At 69.2% G+C, this 19,610-nt stretch carries 18 protein-coding genes; 5 read left to right on the top strand and 13 right to left on the bottom strand.

Going from position 1 to position 19,610, the window contains the following annotated elements; genetic code table 11:
• The first annotated feature begins 166 nt into the window (after window positions 1-166).
• The 3 genes from OHS16_RS23865 to OHS16_RS23855 all read left to right on the top strand — a co-directional run bounded on the left by OHS16_RS23865 (window position 167) and on the right by OHS16_RS23855 (window position 3,103).
• On the top strand, window positions 167-1,492 hold the full coding sequence (locus OHS16_RS23865; RefSeq protein ID WP_328539287.1) for a DUF2252 domain-containing protein: 1,326 nt from the start codon (window positions 167-169) through the stop codon (window positions 1,490-1,492).
• A gap of 63 nt (window positions 1,493-1,555) precedes the next feature.
• Window positions 1,556-2,245, top strand: coding sequence for a hypothetical protein (locus tag OHS16_RS23860; protein ID WP_328539286.1), 690 nt, complete (start codon window positions 1,556-1,558; stop codon window positions 2,243-2,245).
• Between the two features lie 48 nt (window positions 2,246-2,293).
• Window positions 2,294-3,103: a thioredoxin domain-containing protein gene (locus OHS16_RS23855; protein ID WP_328539285.1), complete on the top strand. Its 810-nt coding sequence runs from the start codon at window positions 2,294-2,296 to the stop codon at window positions 3,101-3,103.
• 23 nt (window positions 3,104-3,126) lie between these two features.
• Here OHS16_RS23855 and OHS16_RS23850 read toward each other — a convergent pair whose 3' ends face one another.
• Entirely contained in the window at window positions 3,127-3,696 is a 570-nt protein-coding gene (locus OHS16_RS23850; RefSeq protein ID WP_328539284.1) for a dienelactone hydrolase family protein, read from the bottom strand.
• A gap of 29 nt (window positions 3,697-3,725) precedes the next feature.
• Between OHS16_RS23850 and OHS16_RS23845 the strand changes: the two genes are divergently transcribed.
• A complete protein-coding gene (locus tag OHS16_RS23845; protein WP_328539283.1) occupies window positions 3,726-4,826 on the top strand; it encodes a mechanosensitive ion channel family protein in 1,101 nt (366 codons plus the stop codon).
• Between the two features lie 27 nt (window positions 4,827-4,853).
• Here the strand turns inward: OHS16_RS23845 and OHS16_RS23840 are convergent, their stop codons facing one another.
• The 5 genes from OHS16_RS23840 to OHS16_RS23820 form a co-directional block, all read right to left on the bottom strand.
• Entirely contained in the window at window positions 4,854-6,437 is a 1,584-nt protein-coding gene (locus OHS16_RS23840; protein WP_328539282.1) for a Na+/H+ antiporter, read from the bottom strand.
• A 169-nt stretch (window positions 6,438-6,606) separates the two neighbouring features.
• Window positions 6,607-7,056, bottom strand: coding sequence for a GNAT family N-acetyltransferase (locus tag OHS16_RS23835; protein ID WP_328539281.1), 450 nt, complete (start codon window positions 7,054-7,056; stop codon window positions 6,607-6,609).
• The gene (locus tag OHS16_RS23830) at window positions 7,053-7,994 is read right to left on the bottom strand and encodes an RluA family pseudouridine synthase (protein WP_328539280.1); all 942 of its coding nucleotides are present in this window, start codon (window positions 7,992-7,994) and stop codon (window positions 7,053-7,055) included. Before OHS16_RS23830 ends, OHS16_RS23835 begins: the two co-directional genes overlap by 4 nt.
• Before the next feature lie 49 nt (window positions 7,995-8,043).
• A complete protein-coding gene (lspA, locus tag OHS16_RS23825) occupies window positions 8,044-8,661 on the bottom strand; it encodes a signal peptidase II (protein WP_328539279.1) in 618 nt (205 codons plus the stop codon).
• A 73-nt stretch (window positions 8,662-8,734) separates the two neighbouring features.
• Complete coding sequence (locus OHS16_RS23820) at window positions 8,735-9,565, bottom strand: TraR/DksA family transcriptional regulator (protein ID WP_328539278.1); 831 nt, start codon at window positions 9,563-9,565, stop codon at window positions 8,735-8,737.
• A 545-nt stretch (window positions 9,566-10,110) separates the two neighbouring features.
• Between OHS16_RS23820 and ileS the strand changes: the two genes are divergently transcribed.
• A complete protein-coding gene (gene ileS, locus OHS16_RS23815; RefSeq protein ID WP_328539277.1) occupies window positions 10,111-13,287 on the top strand; it encodes an isoleucine--tRNA ligase in 3,177 nt (1,058 codons plus the stop codon).
• A 179-nt stretch (window positions 13,288-13,466) separates the two neighbouring features.
• Here ileS and OHS16_RS23810 read toward each other — a convergent pair whose 3' ends face one another.
• From OHS16_RS23810 to OHS16_RS23780, 7 genes are all read right to left on the bottom strand, one after another.
• Window positions 13,467-14,708 carry a DivIVA domain-containing protein gene (locus OHS16_RS23810; RefSeq protein ID WP_328539276.1) on the bottom strand — a complete coding sequence of 414 codons (1,242 nt, stop codon included), beginning with the start codon at window positions 14,706-14,708 and terminating at the stop codon, window positions 13,467-13,469.
• A 49-nt stretch (window positions 14,709-14,757) separates the two neighbouring features.
• Window positions 14,758-15,042, bottom strand: coding sequence for a YggT family protein (locus OHS16_RS23805; protein WP_250303709.1), 285 nt, complete (start codon window positions 15,040-15,042; stop codon window positions 14,758-14,760).
• A 70-nt stretch (window positions 15,043-15,112) separates the two neighbouring features.
• Entirely contained in the window at window positions 15,113-15,718 is a 606-nt protein-coding gene (locus OHS16_RS23800; RefSeq protein ID WP_328539275.1) for a cell division protein SepF, read from the bottom strand.
• Window positions 15,719-15,858: 140 nt separating this feature from the next.
• Window positions 15,859-16,578, bottom strand: a complete 720-nt coding sequence (locus OHS16_RS23795; protein ID WP_328539274.1) for a YggS family pyridoxal phosphate-dependent enzyme — start codon at window positions 16,576-16,578, stop codon at window positions 15,859-15,861.
• 6 nt (window positions 16,579-16,584) lie between these two features.
• Window positions 16,585-17,310, bottom strand: a complete 726-nt coding sequence (pgeF, locus tag OHS16_RS23790) for a peptidoglycan editing factor PgeF (protein ID WP_443042684.1) — start codon at window positions 17,308-17,310, stop codon at window positions 16,585-16,587.
• A 14-nt stretch (window positions 17,311-17,324) separates the two neighbouring features.
• A complete protein-coding gene (gene ftsZ / locus OHS16_RS23785; RefSeq protein ID WP_328539272.1) occupies window positions 17,325-18,530 on the bottom strand; it encodes a cell division protein FtsZ in 1,206 nt (401 codons plus the stop codon).
• A gap of 275 nt (window positions 18,531-18,805) precedes the next feature.
• Window positions 18,806-19,609, bottom strand: a complete 804-nt coding sequence (locus OHS16_RS23780; protein WP_328539271.1) for a cell division protein FtsQ/DivIB — start codon at window positions 19,607-19,609, stop codon at window positions 18,806-18,808.
• Window position 19,610 lies beyond the last annotated feature (1 nt).

Here is a 19,610-nt window from a genome sequence, read left to right as displayed (position 1 = left end):
GGCCTCCGGCGAGACGAGTGGCTGAACGAGTGGTGAGTGGTGCGGGGGAACAGCGTGGAAGTCTACGTCGGGCGACTGACAACCGGAGGGCACTCACGGGTACCTTCGTGCGTTGAGCCGGGCAGAACGCCTGTCCCATTTGTCATGTACCAGGAGGCACCCCGCGATGTCGGTCCCGCAGCCCAGCGCCGAGCAGCGTGGCGAACAGATACTCGCCGTGTTCGGCACCGCGTTCGGCGAGCTCCTGGCCGCCGACCCGGCGGCCTTCAGGGTCAAGTTCCGGAAGATGGCCGCATCAGCCTTCGCCTTCTACCGCGGGACGGCCTGCCTCTTCTACGAGGACCTCCGGGACAGCACGGACAGCGGCCCCTACCTCGACGAGCGCACCAGCCGGGTCTGGGTGCACGGCGATCTGCACGCGGAGAACTTCGGCACCTATATGGACGCCAACGGCCGGCTGATCTTCAATGTCAACGACTTCGACGAGGCCTATGTGGGGCCGTTCACCTGGGACGTGCAGCGCTTCGCCGCCTCCCTCGCGCTGGTGGGCCACGCCAAGGCGCTGAGCGACGACCAGATCACCGAACTGGTGCAGATCTACGCGGCTGCCTACCGCGAACGCATCCATGTGCTGGCCACCGGCGCCAAGGACGACGACGTACCGCCCTTCATGCTGGACACCGCCGACGGCGCCCTGCTCGGCGCGCTCCGTTCGGCCCGGGCGCGCACCCGCTTCTCCCTGCTCGACTCGATGACCGAGATCCGGGACTACGAGCGCCGTTTCAGCTCCGGCGGGGGCTCGATCGAACTGGACGCCGCCACCCGGTACAAGATCCTCGCCGCCTTCGACGGCTATCTCGAGACACTGCCCGACAGCAGTCTGGGACGCCCCGATTCCTACCGGGTCAAGGACGTGGTGGGCCGCCGGGGCATCGGGATCGGTTCGGCGGGGCTGCCCTCGTACAACATTCTGCTCGAGGGCCACAGCGACGCCCTCGAGAACGATGTGATCATCTACATGAAGCAGGCGCAGACCCCGGCGGTCTCCCGGCACATCGCGGATCCTGCGGTCCGTGGGTACTTCCAGCACGAGGGTCACCGCACGGTGATCTCCCAGCGGGCTCTGCAGGCCGCCGCCGACCCGTGGCTCGGCTGGACCGAGCTGGACGGGGCCGGACAGCTGGTGGCGGAGGTCTCTCCGTACGCGGTGGACCTGGACTGGTCGGACATCGACGACCCCGAGGAGATCGCAGCGGTCGTCGCCGACCTCGGAAGGGCCACGGCCACCATGCACGCGGCGGCGGACGACGAGAGCGGGCACTCCCTGGTGCCGTTCTCCACCGAGCGGGCCATCGACGCGGCGATCGCCGCCGACGAGGCGGGCTTCGCGAAGCTGCTGGTGGAATTCGCGCACACCTACGGCGCCCGGGCCCGGGCCGATCACCAGATCTTCGTCGACCTGTTCCGCAATGGCCGGATTCCTGGCCTCTGATCCCCTGCGGTCTCATGCATCTTTAAGAGGCATTTACCGCGGCGCATGACACACTCTGGCCCGATGGACATATCAGGGACGCAGCTCAGAGCGGTTCGCGCGGCGCTTTTCACAGCGCTCGTCGTGGCCCTCTCGGCTGCGTCCCATGTACTGCTGTCCCGTGCCCCGCTGCCGCCGGTCACCGTTGTCGCGCTGTCCGCAGCGGTCTTCGCCTTCGCCTTCGCGCTGGCCGGGCGCGAGCGGGGATTCGGCGCGATCGCGGGTGTACTGATCCCGCTGGAACTCGCCGCCGACACGGTCTTCACGTCCGGGCAGCAGCTCTGCTACGGGCCTTCGGGCGGCCCGGTCACCGGGGCACTCCGCTCCTTCGGGGTGGACGTGCTCTGCGGCGGCAACGGTGTCACGACCCCACTGGGCTCCGTCACCGGCCCGGGCAGGGGAACGGCAGCGGCCCTGTTCGACAACCCGGACCCGGCCCTGCCGTGGCTTCTGCTCGGTGCCCATGTGACCGTCGGGCTGCTGGCCGCCTACTGGCTGCGCAGCGGCGAGCGCGCGCTCGCGGCACTGCTGCGCTCACTCGGTACCTTCGCCTTCCGGCCGCTGATGACCGCGGTCTCGGTGACCGGTGCCGGGCCGGCGACCGTGCGCGACGCCGCTCTTCCCGTACACCGCCCGCGCACCTCGCGTGCGCTTCTCCTCGTGCACTCCGTGGGACTGCGCGGACCGCCGCTCTCGGCTCCTTCCCCCGCCTGAGTACGGCAGTTCCCCCTCGCTCCACGCCCTGACACGGAGATCATCACCATGAGTTCACGCAACAGCCAGTCCAACAAGGCAGCGGCCCGCGAGCGGCTGCGCGCCGAGCGCGAGCGCCAGGCGAAGAAGGACAAGATCCGCCGGCAGTTCATCGTCGCCGGGGCGATCGTGGCCGTCCTCGCGATAGCCGGCGGTGCCGGCTACGCGATCGTCCAGGCCAACAAGGCGACCGGCTGGGAGGCGGCGAAGGACGCCAAGGTCGTCGCGCCGAAGAACACCTCGGGCACCGACGGGACCACGGTCACCCTCGGCAAGGCATCCGCCAAGAAGACGCTGGAGATGTACGAGGACCCGCGCTGCCCGATCTGCGCCAGCTTCGAGCAGACGGTCGGTCCGACCGTGAAGAAGGACCTCGACGCCGGCAAGTTCAAGATCCAGTACATCGGGGCCACCTTCATCGACAACAACGGCGGTGAGGGCTCGAAGAACGGACTGAGCGCCCTGGGCGCCGCGCTGAACGTGAGCCCCGATGCCTTCGAGGCCTACAAGACCGCGCTGTACTCCGCGAAGTGGCACCCGGAAGAGACCACCGACAAGTTCAAGGACGACGCATACCTGATCAAGGTCGCCCAGACCGTCCCCGCGCTGAAGGACAACGCGGCCTTCCAGAAGGCCGTCAAGAACGGCACCTATGACGCCTGGGCGATGCGGATGTCCGCGAAGTTCGACAAGAGCGGGGTCACCGGCACACCCACGCTCAAGATGGACGGCAAGAAGCTCACCTCCGCCGGAAGCGACAACGCGCCCATGACGGTCGCGGACTTCAACACCGTCATCGACAAGGCACTGAAGGCCTGAGGCCCGGCCGAAGGGCCGACGGGCTACAGCGACTCGAGGAAGCCGAGCGCGGTCTGCCAGGTCCGCTCGTCCGACTCGGCGTCGTAGTCGGGCAGATCGGGGTCGGTGTAGAGGTGGCCCGCACCCGGATAGCGGTGCACCTCCACATCGGCCCCGATCCGCTGCATCCGCAGATACCAGGCGGTCAGCCAGTCGTGCGACTCGAAGGGGTCGGGATCGGCGACATGCAGCTGCACGGGCAGCCCGTCCACCGACGCGTTGTCCGCGATGTCCGACGTGCCATGCAGAAGCAGCAGTCCGCGCGCCTTCTCGTCGGCGAGCGCCAGGTTCTGGGCGAGCGAGCCGCCGAGTGAGAACCCCGCGTACACCAGGCCCTCGTCGGAGTGCGGCGCGGCGGCCACCACCGCGCGCTTCAGGAGCTCGTCCGAGCCCACCTCCTCCTTGAACGCCATGCCTTCGGCAACGGTCCCGAATGTCCGCCCCTCGAAGAGATCGGGCACCTGGACGGTGTGTCCGGCATCACGCAGCCGGCCGGCCGCGGCGTGCACCGCGGGACGCAGGCCACAGGTCGAGTGGAAGAGGACGATATTCATCCGGCCATCGTGCCAGTTACGGTCGGGGGATGGAGAACGAACTGCGTCCGTTGATCGTTGTCGGCGGCTCGGTCGTGCTCACGCTGCTGGTGGGCTGGCTGGCCGACCGTATGCTCAGGCAGACCGACGCCCGACACCATGAGACCCCGCTGTGGGGGCTGCTGCGCCGCTGCCGGTTCTCACTGCAGATCGTCATCTGCTCGGCCCTGCTGCGCGGGAGCTACCACCAGATCAGAATCGAAGGGGTGCAGGCGCACCAGGCGGCCATCGGGCGGCTTCTGACGCTGGTGCTGATCGGGTCCGCCGGCTGGCTGCTGGTCCGGATCGCCGCGGCCGTCGTCGAGTCCTCGTACGCCCGTTACGCCGCGGCCACCCACGATCCGGCCCGGGTGCGCAGGGTGCGCACCCAGGTCACCCTGATCCAGCGGGTGGTGAGCGCGATCGTCGGGACGGTGACCGTGGCGGCCATGCTGCTGACGTTCCCGGCGATGCGGACAGCCGGCACCTCGCTGCTCGCCTCGGCGGGCGTCCTCGGCATCGTCGCGGGTGTCGCGGCCCAGTCGACCCTCGGGAACCTCTTCGCCGGGCTGCAGATCGCGTTCGGCGACATGGTCCGGCTGGGGGACACCGTGGTGGTGGACGGTGAGTGGGGCACCATCGAGGAGATCACGCTGACCTTTCTCGCCGTACGGACCTGGGACGAGCGCCGGATCACCATGCCCGTCTCGTACTTCACCGGCAAGCCCTTCGAGAACTGGTCGCGCGGCGGTTCCGAGATGACCGGGACGGTCTTCTTCCATCTGGACCACTCGGCGCCCATCGGACAGATGCGCGACAAACTCAGGGACATCCTGCGCGAGTGCCCGGCCTGGGACGGCAGGGACTGGTCGCTCGCCGTCACCGACACCACGCCGAGTACGGTCGAGGTGCGGGCGGTGGTCACCGCGAAGGACGCGTCGGACATCTGGACCGTGCGGTGCGTGGTGCGTGAACAGCTGATCGCCTGGCTGTGCGAACGGCATCCCTACGCGCTGCCGAGGATCTCCACCGGGCCCGCCGCGAAGCGGGTCGACCCGGGGCCCGACCTGTCCAAGCACGACGGCGTACTCCCCCGTACCGGCCAGGGCTGAGCGCCGCGGCCCCCGCCCGGGGCGGGTTCAGCGCAGGCTGCGCACATCCAGATGACGCAGCACCCGGTCGACGATCTCCGGGTCCGCGCCGGGCTCGTTCCGCGCGGAGAGCACCTCGTGGCGGGCGGCCGACATCAGCTCGCGCTGGACCCGCTGCACGGACTTGATCCGCTCGGCACGCTTCAGATACGCCTCGTGCCGCTCCTCGTCGACCATGTCGGGGCTGATCCTGGCCCCGATCTCGAACGCGCTCCGGGACATCCGCTCCACGACGTCCTCGGGCAGGTCCTCGACGTCCTGGATCTCCTTGAGCCGGTGTCTGGCGGCCTTGGCCGCCCGGACCGCCAGACTCCGCTCCAGCTCGCGTTCGGCACCGGTGTCCGCGCGGACACCGAGCCGTTGCACCAGCCGGGGCAGGGTCAGCCCCTGGATGACGAGTGTGGCCATGACCACGGCGAACGCGATGAAGATCATTTCATTTCGGCCGGGAAAGGGGTCGCCGTTGTCCTTGTGCATCGGGATGGCCAGCGCCAGGGCGACGGATGCCACCCCCCGCATCCCGGACCACCACATCACGATGGTCTCCCGCCAGGTGGTGGGGATCTCCTCCTGGTAGTTCAGCCGGTGCAGCCGCTTCGCCAGCCAGGTGGCGGGCAGCAGATACCCCAGACGTACGGCGACGACCACCCCGACGACCACCGCGCCCCAGCCGAACGTCCGGGCCAGATGGCCGGAGGCCGTACCGAAGACCACATGGAGTTCGAGCCCGATGAGCCCGAAGGTCACTCCGGTCACCAGGGTGTCGACGATGCGCCAGAACGCGGCGCCCTCGAGGCGGCCCCGTACGTCGTCGGCGTCGGCCGAGTGCTCGGCCAGGGACAGCGCCGTCACCAGGACGGCCAGCACCCCCGAACCCAGCAGTTCCTCGGCGAGCACATAGGCGACGAAGGGCACCATCAGCGTCAGACCGATCTGCAGGGTGGTGTCCCCGAGCAGGCCCATCAGTTTGTTGGTCAGCCAGCCGAGCGCGAGGCCCACGGCCACCGCGACCACCCCGGACAGGACCAGCTGCCCTGCCGCGACCGGCCAGGAGAACGTTCCCGTCACCGCCGCCGCGATCGCCACGTGGTAGAGCACGATCGCCGTCACGTCATTGAAGAGCCCCTCGCCCTCCAGGATGGAGACCAGCCGTCTCGGCAGCCCCAGTGACCCGGCTACGGCGGTGGCCGCCACCGGGTCGGGCGGCGCCACCAGCGCGCCCAGCGCGACGGCAGCGGCGATCGGCAGGCCCGGCACGATGGCGCTCGCCACGGCGGCCACGGCCGCGGTCGTCACGAAGACCAGCGCCACGGCGAGCAGCAGGATGGGGCGGAAGTTGGCGGTGAACTGCCGCCAGGAGGTGCGCTGCACCGCGGCGTACAGCAGTGGCGGCAGGACGAGGGGCAGGATGAAGTCCGAAGGGACGTGCACGTTCGGCACGCTGGGCAGCAGCGCCAGACCGATACCGCCGAGTGTCATCAGCACCGGGGCGGGCAGGCCGAGCCGCTCCCCGATCGGCACCGAGACCACCGCTCCGATCAACAGGGCGAGCAGCAGTGCCAGTTGGTCCACGGGACACCCTCCGGGCCTGTCGGATTCGCGGCGGTCAAGAGTTCAAGCGTCCCATGGCACCGGCCGCGAACCGTTCAACGGGGCCCCGGCCGCGCGTGGTCGGCGGTCGGCGGTGTCCGGGCGTCGCGGATCGTACCGCCGGTCCGGCCGCCGGTCCCGTTCCGTGGCCTCAGATGGTGCGGCGCATCGCCCGGTGCGCGATGCCCGCGTCCGGGAACTCGGGGCCGTACGCCTCGTAACCCAGCCGCTCGTAGAACCCCAGTGCGTGGGTCTGCGCGTGGAGGTCGACCGCGGTCATTCCGCGTTCCCGGGCGGCGTCCTCGATCGCCCGCACCAGGGTCGCTCCGACTCCCCTGCCGCGGCCCGCGGCGGCGACGGCGAGCCGGCCGAGCGAGCCGACGGTACTGCCCGGCCCCGGCAGCAGTAGCCTTCCGGTGCCTATCGGCCCCTCCGGCCCCGCAGCCAGCACATGGACAGCGTCGGCGTCGTGGGTGTCGTACTCGATATCGGCCGGCACGCCCTGCTCGTCGACGAAGACCGCCCTGCGGACCGCGAAGCAGGCTTCAAGCCCGGCCGGGTCGGTGACGACCCGCACCTCGCTGTGTGTGCTCTTCCTCACTCGCTCTCCGCCCGGATCACGTCGAGAGCCTTCCGCAGATCCTCCGGGTACTCGCTCTCGAACTCGACCCACCGGCCGTCCGCCGGATGTTCGAAACCGAGCCGCATCGCGTGCAGCCACTGGCGCGTCAGCCCGAGCCGCTTCGCCATGGTCGGATCGGCGCCGTACGTGGTGTCTCCGACACAGGGGTGACGGTGGGCGGACATATGGACCCGGATCTGGTGGGTGCGCCCGGTCTCCAGCTTGATGTCCAGGAGTGACGCGGCCCGGAACGCCTCGATCAGGTCATAGTGCGTGACGGACGGCTTGCCCTCGGCCGTCACGGCCCACTTGTAGTCGTGCTGGGGGTGGCGCCCGATGGGTGCGTCGATCGTCCCGCTCATCGGGTCCGGGTGGCCCTGCACCAGTGCGTGATAGCGCTTGTCGACCGTGCGCTCCCGGAACTGCTGCTTGAGCAGGGTGTAGGCGCGCTCCGACTTGGCGACGACCATCAGGCCCGATGTGCCGACATCCAGCCGGTGCACGATGCCCTGGCGCTCCGCGGCGCCCGATGTGGAGATCCGGTAGCCGGCCGCGGCGAGACCGCCGATGACGGTGGTCCCGGTCCAGCCGGGGCTCGGGTGGGCGGCGACACCCACGGGCTTCAGGATGACCACGATGTCGTCGTCGTCATGGACGATCTCCATGCCCTCGACGGGCTCGGCGACGATCTGCACCGGAGGGGCGGCCTGCGGCATCACGACCTCGAGCCAGGCGCCGCCGTGCACCCGTTCGGACTTCCCGACCACTGACCCGTCGACCTGCACCTTTCCCGCCGCGGCAAGCTCGGCCGCCTTGGTACGGGAAAACCCGAACATACGGGAGATGGCGGCGTCGACGCGCTCGCCCTCCAGGCCGTCGGGAACGGGCAGGGTGCGGATCTCGGGAACTGTACTCACTCGTCGAGTATGCCTTGCCCTGAGTGCCCGCCGACCCGCCGGAGGTGTCTCAGTCCTTGTGGAGGGTGCCGTCGGGGTCCAGGCCCTTGAAGGAGAGCAGCACAATCAGGATCCCGCCGCAGACGATCGAGGAGTCGGCGAGATTGAACACCGCGAAGTGCGCCGGTGCGATGAAGTCGACGACCGCACCCTGGAAGGCACTGGGCGAGCGGAAGATCCGGTCGGTGAGATTACCCAGTGCGCCGCCGAGCAGCAGACCGAGGGCGATGGCCCACGGCAAGCTGTAGAGCTTCCGCGCCAGCCGGGCGATCACGAAGATCACGACCGCGGCGATACAGGTGAAGATCACCGTGAAGGCCTCACCCACGCCGAAGGCCGCACCGGGATTGCGGATCGCCTCGAACTTCAGCAGATCGCCCACCACCTTGACCGGCGCGTGGTGCTCCAGCTTGGCGACCACGATCGTCTTGCTCACCAGGTCCAGCAGATAAGCGAAGATCGCCACGGCGAAGAGCACCATGAGTCTGCGTCTGCCCCGCGGCTGCTCGGCGTCCGCGGCGCCGGCCGGCGGGTCCTCCGGCAGCCGCTCCCCGGAGGGCCCCTCCGGCTCGGCCCCTGCGGCCCCGGGAATGTCCGGCGTACCGATGATGCGCTCCGCCTCTGCCACGTGAGTCCCTCCCCTAGTACCTGACTGAGGACGAGGGTACGACACACCGGCGCCGGAAACTCTCCCTGCCTGGTCAGTATCTGCGCTCCTGCTTCTGCTTGCACTCGACACAGAGCGTGGCGCGCGGGAAGGCCTGCATACGTGCCTTCCCGATGGGGTTGCCGCAGTTCTCGCAGAGCCCGTAGGTCCCGGCGTCGAGCCGCTCGAGCGCCCGCTCCGTCTGCTCCAGCATCTCGCGGGCGTTGGCCGCGAGCGCCAGCTCGCTCTCCCTGGTGATGTTCTTGGTCCCGGTGTCGGCCTGGTCGTCGCCGGCGCCGTCCCCCGAGTCCCGCATCAGCCCGGCGAGCGCCGCCTCGGCCGCGGCGATCTCGGAGCCCAGCCTCAGGTCCTCACTCTGCAGCCCGGCACGGGCCTCGGCGACCTCCTCCGGGGTCCACGGGTCCTCGCCGGGACGTACGGGCAGCTCACCGGGCGGCACGGCCGCAGCGATACCGGCGGTGGACCGCTTTCCGGCGGCGCTCCCCCTGGCTGTCTTCTTCGCAACCACTGTCCTGACCTCCGTCTGTTCCGCGGCCTGGGCCGCCCCCTGGGCCGCGGCTGCGGCCTTCGTCGCCGGCGCCCTGTGGGCCGGTGCCTTCCTGGCCGGTGCCTTGTGGGCGGCGGCGGTCTTCCTGGCGGACGCCTTCTTCGCGGCCGGTTTCTTCGTGGCCGCCTCCTTCGCGGGCGCCCTCTTCGAAGGTGCTTTCTTCGCAGCCGCCTTACCGGCCGCCGCCTTCTTCGCGGCGGGTTTCCCGGCGGCGCTCTCGTCGGCGCCCGGTGGCTCCTCTCCTGCCGCGTCTCCGGCCGACGGACCAGTGGATCGTGCGGACGCCGGATTCGATTCGGCGGTCTTCTTCGCCACCATGGCCGCGGCCCCTTCACATTTTGTGATCTTGCGCGCAAATCGTGCTGGGACGATAAGTCGACCCCAGCCGCGCGGCAACGGGGCTCGCCGCCCGTTCAGCCCTCCTCACGGCTGCGACACGGCGGGTCTCCATCCGTTGTGCCCAGCTCCCCGCCCGGTAATCCGCGCCCCGGGCGCGTACGGAATCCGGACGAAGCGCCTATGGCCATTCGGGTCAAGGAACCTGTGCCGGCGATGTGTGAAAAACGGTCGGGCATCTCCGATGGAGGCCCGTACACTGAGGCCAGCGGAAGGCATGGATGGGACGAGTAGCGTCGCAGGCGGCCATGAGCGATCCGGGGACGGTGAGAGCCCGGAGGCAGGCACGATGTGAAGATCACCCCTGAGCCGTCGGAAGAAAGCCAGCAGGCGAGTAGAACCGGCATCGCGACCCCAATGAGGGGGCCACGGGCACACACCCGGGGCCAAGGAGGGTGGTACCGCGGGAGCGACCGGGCTCTCGTCCCTCCGACGGAGAGAGAAACGTCCGTTGGAGGAGCTCACCCATGACACCGCCGCTGTACCGACAGGTGCCCGCCCAGGTCGACCTGCCCGCCCTCGAGCACGCCGTGCTCGATTTCTGGCGCGAGGCCCAGGTCTTCTCGAAGACCCTGGAGCAGTCCGAGGGGCGCCCCGAGTGGGTGTTCTACGAGGGACCGCCCACCGCCAACGGGATGCCGGGCGCGCATCACATCGAGGCCCGCGTCTTCAAGGACGTCTTCCCGCGGTTCCGCACGATGCAGGGCTACCACGTCCCCCGCAAGGCCGGCTGGGACTGCCACGGCCTGCCCGTCGAGCTCGCGGTGGAGAAGGAACTCGGCTTCAGCGGTAAGCCTGAGATCGAGGCGTACGGCATCGCGGCCTTCAACGACAAGTGCCGCGCATCGGTGACCCGCCACACGGATGCCTTCGCCGAGCTGACGACGCGCATGGGCTACTGGATCGACCTCGAAGACGCCTACCGGACCATGGACCCCAGCTACATCGAGAGCGTCTGGTGGTCACTGAAGGAGATCTTCAACAAGGGTCTGCTGGTCCAGGACCACCGGGTGGCCCCCTGGTGCCCACGCTGCGGCACCGGCCTCTCGGACCATGAGCTGGCCCAGGGGTACGAGACGGTCGTCGACCCCTCCGTCTTCGTTCGCTTCCCGCTCACCGGCGGACCGCTCGCGGGTGAGGCTTCGCTGCTGGTCTGGACGACCACTCCCTGGACACTGGTCTCCAATACGGCGGTCGCCGCGCATCCCGATGTCACCTACGTCGTGGCGACGGACGGCACGGAGAAGCTGGTCGTCGCCCAGCCGCTCCTCGAGAAGGCGCTGGGCGAGGGCTGGGAGGTCACCGGCCCAAGTTTCACCGGTGCCGAGATGGAGCGCTGGACGTACCAGCGTCCGTTCACGCTGATCGACTTCCCGGACACCGGCGAGGGCAGCGACGGCAAGGGGTCCGGCGGTGCGCACTACATCGTCAACGCCGAATACGTCACGACCGAGGACGGCACCGGGCTCGTCCACCAGTCCCCCGCCTTCGGTGAGGACGACCTCAAGGTCTGCCGTGCGTACGGCCTGCCCGTGGTCAATCCGGTCCGCCCGGACGGGACCTTCGAGGAGGACGTCCCGCTCGTGGGGGGTGTCTTCTTCAAGAAGGCCGACGAGACCCTGGTGGCCGATCTCCAGGCCCGCGGCGTCCTCTTCCGGCACGTCCCGTACGAGCACAGCTATCCGCACTGCTGGCGCTGTCACACCGCACTGCTCTACTACGCGCAGCCGTCCTGGTACATCAGGACCACCGCGGTCAAGGACGCGATGCTGCGGGAGAACGAGAAGACCAACTGGTTCCCCGACTCCGTCAAGCAGGGCCGCTTCGGTGACTGGCTGAACAACAACGTCGACTGGGCGCTGTCGCGCAACCGCTACTGGGGCACCCCGCTGCCGATCTGGCGCTGCGAGGAGAACCACCTCACGGTCGTCGGGTCACGCGCCGAGCTGACCGATCTGACCGGCACCGACCAGTCGGAACTCGACCCGCACCGTCCGTACATCGACGAGGTCACCTTCGGCTGCCCCCAGTGCTCGCGGACCGCGACCCGGGTGCCCGAGGTCATCGACGCGTGGTACGACTCGGGTTCGATGCCGTTCGCGCAGTACGGCTACCCGTATCAGAACAAGGAGCTCTTCGAGCGGCGCTACCCGGCGCAGTTCATCTCGGAGGCCATCGACCAGACGCGCGGGTGGTTCTACACCCTCATGGCGGTCGGCACCCTGGTCTTCGACAAGTCGAGCTACGAGAACGTCGTGTGCCTGGGCCACATCCTCGCCGAGGACGGCCGGAAGATGTCCAAGCACCTGGGCAACATCCTTCAGCCGATCCCGCTCATGGATCAGCACGGAGCGGACGCGGTGCGCTGGTTCATGGCTGCCGGGGGCTCTCCCTGGGCGGCCCGCCGGGTCGGCCACGGCACGATCCAGGAAGTGGTGCGCAAGACGCTCCTGACGTACTGGAACACGGTGGCCTTCCAGGCCCTCTACGCGCGCACCTCCGGCTGGGCGCCGTCCGCGTCCGACCCCGCGCCGGCGGACCGCACGGTCCTGGACCGCTGGCTGCTGAGCGAACTCAACGCGCTGGTGGACCAGGTCACCACGTCGCTGGGCGCCTATGACACCCAGCGGGCCGGGAAACTGCTCTCCGCCTTCGTCGACGACCTCTCCAACTGGTACGTACGCCGCTCGCGCCGTCGCTTCTGGCACGGCGACCCGGCCGCGCTGCGCACCCTGCACGAGGTCATCGAGACGGTGACGCGTCTGATGGCACCGCTCACGCCGTTCATCACCGAGCGGGTCTGGCAGGACATGGTCGTACCTGTCGCCCCCGAGGCCCCGGAGTCGGTGCACCTCTCCAGCTGGCCCGAGGCCGACCTCTCCGCGATCGACCCGACGCTCTCCCGCCAGATGGTGCTGGTGCGCCGGCTGGTGGAGCTGGGCAGGGCGACGCGTGCGGAGTCCGGGGTCAAGACCCGGCAGCCGCTGTCCCGCGCCCTGGTCGCGGGGGCCGGCTTCGAGTCCCTGACACCCGAACTCCGCGCCCAGATCACCGAGGAGCTGAACGTCTCGTCGCTGGCCTCGCTCTCCGAGGTCGGCGGCTCACTGGTCGACACCACGGCCAAGGCCAACTTCCGTGCCCTGGGCAAGCGTTTCGGCAAGGGCGTCCAGGCAGTGGCGAAGGCGGTGGCCGAGGCCGACGCGGCAGCGCTCTCGCTGGCGCTGCGCGAGGGCAACGCCTCGGTGACGGTCGACGGCGAGCAGGTCACACTCGCGGCCGACGAGGTGATCATCACGGAAACCCCGCGCGAGGGCTGGTCGGTGGCGTCCGACTCCGGCGCCACGGTCGCCCTGGATCTGGAGATCACTCCGGAGCTCCGGAGGGCGGGCCTCGCCCGGGACGCGATCCGGCTGATCCAGGAGGCACGCAAGAACAGCGGCCTGGATGTGGCGGACCGGATCGCGGTCCGCTGGACCGCCACGGACCCGGCGGTCGCCGAGGCGCTCGCCGAGCATGCCGGGCTGATCGCCGACGAGGTACTGGCGCTGGACTACGCACAGGGTGAGGGGGACGCGACGTTCGGCGCACCGTTCGACGACGAGGGCCTGTCCCTCACGTTCCGCCTCCGTAAGACGCAGGCGTAGCACGGCTGAAGGGCCCGGCCGGATCGGATATCCGGCCGGGCCCTTCGCTGTCCCGGGCCCTTCTGCTGTCCCCGGCCCGGCGACCACGCCTCGGCCGCGCAAAAAGGGCCGGGCCCCGGGGATGTCCCCGGGGCCCGGCCCTCAGCCTGCCGACTGTGGTGCGCTCAGGGCGCCCGCCGTCAGTTGTCGTCCTCGTCGATCAGGAAGCCGCGCATCGGCGAAGGTGCCTGCTGCATCGGCTGCGGCGCCTGCGGCCGCACCGGTGCCATCGGCTGTGTCATGGCCGGAGACATCTGCTGCTGACCGCCGTACGAAGGACCGCCCATCGACGGCTGGCCACCCATGGAAGGGCTGCCGCCCATCGTGTGCTGGGTGTGTCCCATCGCGCCCGCGCCGGCCGGAGCCATCGAGGGCGACGGCGGCAGCGACGCGGTCGCCGGGGTCCGCGGCGGGGCCAGCGAGTCGTCGGCCTGGGTCTCCAGCTGACGCAGCTGGCTCTCCAGGTAGGACTTCAGACGCGTCCGGTACTCACGCTCGAAGCCGCGCAGATCCTCGACCTTGCGCTCCAGCGTGGCGCGGGCGGACTCCAGCGAGCCCATCGCGACGCGGTGCTTCTCCTGTGCGTCCCGCTCCAGCGCGTCGGCCTTGGCGCGGGCGTCCCGCTCCAGGCCCTCGGCGCGGCTGCGTGCCTCGCCGACGATCTTGTTGGCCTCGGAACGGGCCTCCGCGATCGCCTGGTCGGCCGTCTGCTGTGCCAGCGAGAGCACTCGCGCGGCACTGTCGCCGCCGGGGCCCTGCTGCTGCATCTGCGGGGGACCGCCGTGGCCGCCCATCGGGCCGCCCATGGGGCCCTGGCCGAGCTGGCCCTGGCCACCCATCGGACCCTGCAGCTGTCCCTGGCCGCCCATGGGGCCCTGGCCCATCGGACCCTGACCCATCGGGCCGGGGCCGAGCTGGCCCTGGCCACCCATCGGACCCTGACCCATCGGGCCCGGGCCGTGCTGGCCCTGCGGGCCGGGACCGTGCTGCCCCTGGGGCCCCGGACCGTGCTGGCCCTGGGGACCGTGACCGCCAGGACCTGCAGGCAACTGCGGCTGGCCACCCGGAAGCTGGGGCGGTCCCATCTGCGGCTGCTGCTGGACCTGCGGTGGACCGGATATGGCGGCGGGCACCGGGGAGTTGGGACCGCCGCGGCCGTCCTGCTGCTCCGGCTTGCGCATGCCCTGCTGCTGCTGATTCTGCGCGGCGGCTCGCGTGGCGGCTGCCAGCTTGGCGCGCAGATCCTCGTTCTCACGGAGCAGCCTGGTCAGTTCGGCTTCGACCTCGTCGAGGAAGGCATCAACCTCGTCCTCGTCATAGCCTTCTCGCAGCCGGACGGTCGTGAACTGCTTGTTCCGCACGTCCTCGGGGGTCAGCGGCATCTCTTCTTCACCTCTACGTAGTCGTCGGCAGTCGGCAGGACCGAATCGTTCACACCCGGCTCACAATGCTGATCAGGATGTAGACGATGATCATCAGAACGAAGAAGGACAGGTCGAGTGCCACGCCCCCGAGACGCAGCGGCGGAATGAACCGCCGCAGAAGCTTGAGCGGTGGATCGGTGACAGTGTAGGTGGCCTCCAGAACGACCACCATCGCCTTACCAGGTTGCCATGAGCGGGCGAACTGGAAGACGTAGTCCATGACAAGCCGGAAGATCAACACGATGAGGAAACACATCAGCGCGATGTAGACCACATCCAATGCGATGCCCATCTCGCGCTTCCCTCTCCCCTGACGCTCTTGTTCTTCCGGCCTCCCGGCCGGGGTGTCCCGGTGTCTCGTCTCAGCTCTGGTTGAAGAAACCGCCCTCTGCGATACGGGCCTTGTCCTCCGCCGTGACATCGACGTTAGCAGGCGACAACAGGAACACCTTCTGCGTCACCCGCTCAATGCTGCCATGGAGACCGAAGACAAGTCCTGCCGCAAAGTCGACAAGTCGCTTCGCGTCCGTGTCGTCCATCTCCGTGAGATTCATGATCACCGGAGTGCCCTCGCGGAAGTGTTCCCCGATGGTACGGGCCTCGTTGTAGGTCCGGGGGTGCAGCGTGGTGATGCGGTAGGGCTCCCGCTCGGACACAACCTTGGGCATGATCACCGGGGCGTTCTTCTCCATACTCGGGCGTTCAGGTGTGATGGACGCCACGGGGGCGATTCGCGCAGGACGTCCGCTTTCCGCCGGTAGCGCAACTGGCTCGCGCTGGGCGGGCGGTTGCACCATTCGCACCGGTTCGTCCTGCTGTGACTGATGTGGGGGCTGGTGCCGCCGCCGGTCCCGCTCGGGCTCCGGCTCGGGTTCGAACTCGTCGTCGGGGTCGAACCCCGGGCCGTCGTAACCATCGTCCTCCACGAGGCCGAGGTAGACCGCCATCTTGCGCATCGCGCCGGCCATTCTCTGAGTCCTCCGCTCTGTGGTGGATCGCCCTTGTGCCAATGTCACAGTGTCACCAAGTGCCCGCGATCCACTAGGTCTGTCCACCAATCGGCGGAAATGACCATATTTTCTGCTGTGGTCCGACTTGCTTCGCGACGTTACCCGAGCCGAGGGCGGACACCGAGTACCGCAGTGCCGACGCGGACATGTGTCGCACCCGCCGTCACCGCCTCTTCGAGATCCGCACTCATCCCCGCCGACACCATGTTCGCAGCCGGATGGGCCGCGCGCAGGCCGGATGAGATTTCCATCAGCCGCTCGAATGCCGCCTGTTGCCGTCCCGCGTAGGGCCCGGCCAGCGGTGCGACGGTCATCAGCCCGTCGAGCCGCAACCCCGGAGCATCGGCCACCCGAGCGGCCAACTCCTCGACTCCGTCCGGTGCGACGCCACCGCGCTCGCCCCGCGCACCCGATTCCGCGTCGAGTGCCACCTGGATCAGACAGCCCAGCTCGCGCTCCTCCCGCACCGCCGCGCCGGAGAGCGCTGTGACAAGTCTCGCGCGGTCGATCGACTGCACCGTATGGGCGTAACTCGCCACAGAACGCACCTTATTGGTCTGCAATTGACCCACAAAGTGCCAGTTGAGCGGGAGTTCCGCGCATTCGGCGGCCTTGGGCGCGGCGTCCTGGTCGCGGTTCTCCGCGACCTGCCGCACCCCGAGGGCGGAGAGCAGCCGGACATCGCTCGCGGGGTAGGTCTTGGTGACCACGATGAGGGTCACCTCCTCCCGCTCGCGTCCCGCGGACGCACAGGCGGAGGCGATCCGCTCCTCCACCCGTGCCAGATTTGCGGCGAGTTCACACTTGCGGTCCGTCATGTCCTATCAGTCCAGCCAGACATATCCGGCGAGCCGCCCAGTGGTGCGGTCGCGGCGGTACGAGAAGTGGTCGCGCGATTCCAGAGTGCAGACCGACGACGACTGCCGGTCGGTGACCCCCAGCGCCGCGAGCTGAGCCATCACTCCTGCGGTGACATCCACCGCCGGGGTGTTCCACCCGGTCTCGGACCAGGCTTCCGGCACCTGCGCGGCGACCTCGGCCCGCATCGCCGCCGGGACTTCGTAGCAGCGGCCGCAGACCGCGGGCCCGGTACGCGCGGTGATCGCGGCGGGGTCCGCGCCGAGCCGGGCCATCGCGGCGAAGGCCGCCGGGACGACCCCGGCGACCAGGCCGGGACGGCCCGCGTGTACCGCGGCCGCCACCCCAGCGACCGGATCGGCGAGCAGTACGGGAACACAGTCGGCGGTGAGTACGGCGAGCGGGAGTCCCCTGCGGGCGGTCACGATCGCGTCGACGGCGGGAACGGGCTGCGCGCCGGCGGCACTCCAGGGGCCGTCGACCACCGCGACGTCACGGCCGTGCACCTGGTTCATCCAGACGACCTGTGCCTGGTCCAGACCGAGCGACCGGGCCGCGCGTGCGCGGTTGGCGTGTACCGCGTCCGGGTCGTCGCCGACCGCGCCCCCGAGATTGAGCTCCTCGTACGGAACGGCGCTCACCCCGCCCCACCTGTCGGTGAAGGCGAAGTGCGCGCCGTTCGCGGATGCCACGGTGTCGTGCGTTATCACTTCAAGAAGTCCGGGACATCCAGCTCTTCGGCCTGGGTGTCCTGGTACGGACGGGCCGACGGGACCTGCGGTGTGACCGTCGTGGCCGGGGCCTCGTTCGTGCGTTCCGACTCGGCCGGTACCGGGGCCTCTTCCCGCTGGGTGACCGCGCCGAGGCCTCCGAGCGGACGCTGCGGCTCGCTCGTCCGGATCGGTGCGGGCTCGTCACGCTTGGCGGAGCTGCTGCCGATGACGTTCTCCCTGCGGGTCGGCGGCTGCCCGCCGTCGAAGCCCGCGGCGATGACCGTGACCCGTACCTCGTCACCCAGGGCGTCGTCGATGACGGCACCGAAGATGATGTTGGCCTCGGGGTGGGCGGCCTCGCTCACCAGCTGTGCGGCCTCGTTGATCTCGAAGAGACCGAGGTCCGAACCACCGGAGATGGAGAGCAGCACACCCCGCGCGCCGTCGATGGACGCCTCGAGCAGGGGCGAGGAGATCGCCATCTCGGCAGCGGCCACCGCGCGGTCGTCGCCACGGGCCGAGCCGATACCCATCAGCGCCGATCCGGCCTCGGACATCACGGACTTGACGTCGGCGAAGTCGAGGTTGATCAGGCCGGGGGTGGTGATCAGGTCGGTGATGCCCTGGACACCGGACAGCAGCACCTGGTCCGCGGACTTGAACGCGTCCAGCACGCTGACCTGGCGGTCCGAGATGGACAGCAGCCGGTCGTTGGGGATCACGATGAGGGTGTCGACTTCTTCGCGGAGTTCGGCGATGCCGTCCTCCGCCTGGTTGGCACGGCGCCGGCCCTCGAAGGTGAAGGGGCGGGTGACCACGCCGATGGTGAGTGCGCCGAGTGAACGGGCGATGTTGGCGACGACGGGTGCGCCACCGGTACCGGTGCCGCCGCCCTCTCCTGCGGTGACGAAGACCATGTCGGCCCCCTTGAGGACCTCCTCGATCTCCTCACGGTGGTCCTCTGCCGCCTTACGACCGACTGCCGGGTTGGCTCCGGCCCCCAGGCCTCGGGTCAGTTCACGGCCGACGTCGAGCTTGACGTCGGCGTCGCTCATCAACAGGGCTTGTGCGTCAGTGTTGATCGCGATGAACTCGACGCCCTTGAGGCCGACCTCGATCATTCGGTTGATGGCATTGACACCACCGCCGCCGACACCGATGACCTTGATGACTGCGAGGTAGTTCTGCGGTGCTGCCACGTCGAAGGCCTCTCGCCTCGAGTTACGTGTCGCCGCTGCGCGTTTTGCCGCGTCGCGACGACGGATGCCGATGGGACGGTCCGAACGCCGACCCGAACCCTAACGGTGAAGTTCAGGGTTACCAGTGTCTCTGCTCCTTGGACTCTCCGAACAGGACACTAAGTCGACAAGCGGCGCACGTTCAACGAACACGCCGAACCTCCCGTTTTTCTTTTCACCCTATGTGATCAGCCGTTGCGCTGACCAACCAGGGTGCTGGCCAGCGACGATATGCGTCAACTCCCTGACACGGCAGGGGCGGTGGGGGCGCTCACATCGAAGTGCCCGGCATCGGGAGCGGCTTTCATCAGCGCTTTGATGGCGCGCGCCTTCGCGTTGCCGAACTCGCTGCTTCCCCAGACCACCGTCCGGTGCCCGGTCAGCTTCAGTGAGATGGAGTCATATGAACGGACCTGTACGAAGAGTGTGTCCTCGGCGACGGCGGACGGAAGTTCTCCGGCGACCTTCACCGCTTCGAGACGCAGCCTGTCCACGCCGAAACGGCGCAGACTCGGGGACTGTTCGGGGGTCAATTGCAGTACCGGCACACTTCGGGGAGCGCTTTCCACGGTGCCGAAACGGACACCCTTCGCGTCCACTTCGGTGAACTTCCCGCCCGCCTTCATGAGCAGGACCGGCTTTCGTTCGGTCACATTCAGACTGATGCCGTGCGGCCATGAACGGACGACACCGACCGAGTCGATACGCGGCAATTTCCTGCGGAGCCGGTTCCCGATCGCGTCCGTATCCACGGAAATCAACGGCGCCCCCACCGGAACGGCCGCTGCGGACTCCACTTCGTCCCGCGTCAGCACCTGCACCCCCGAGGTCCTGACCTGCCGGACGCGCAGCCAGGACGAGCCGTAGAGAAGCCAGACACCCCCGGCGGTCAGGGCGACAACGGCGGCGAGCACCAGAACGAGCAGCCGCCTGCCGCGCAGCCGCAGCCGTCCCGGGCGCCGGGGCCGAGGAGGGCGGGCGCGGCCGGAATCCGCCGATGGGTTGCGTCCACCGCGCTGGGCGGTCGTCGGTCCGGCCACG

The organism is Streptomyces sp. NBC_00344 (assembly GCF_036088315.1).
GTDB lineage: Bacteria > Actinomycetota > Actinomycetes > Streptomycetales > Streptomycetaceae > Streptomyces.
Note: the sequence above shows the minus strand (reverse complement) of the source record. Positions and strands in the feature narration are given on the sequence as shown.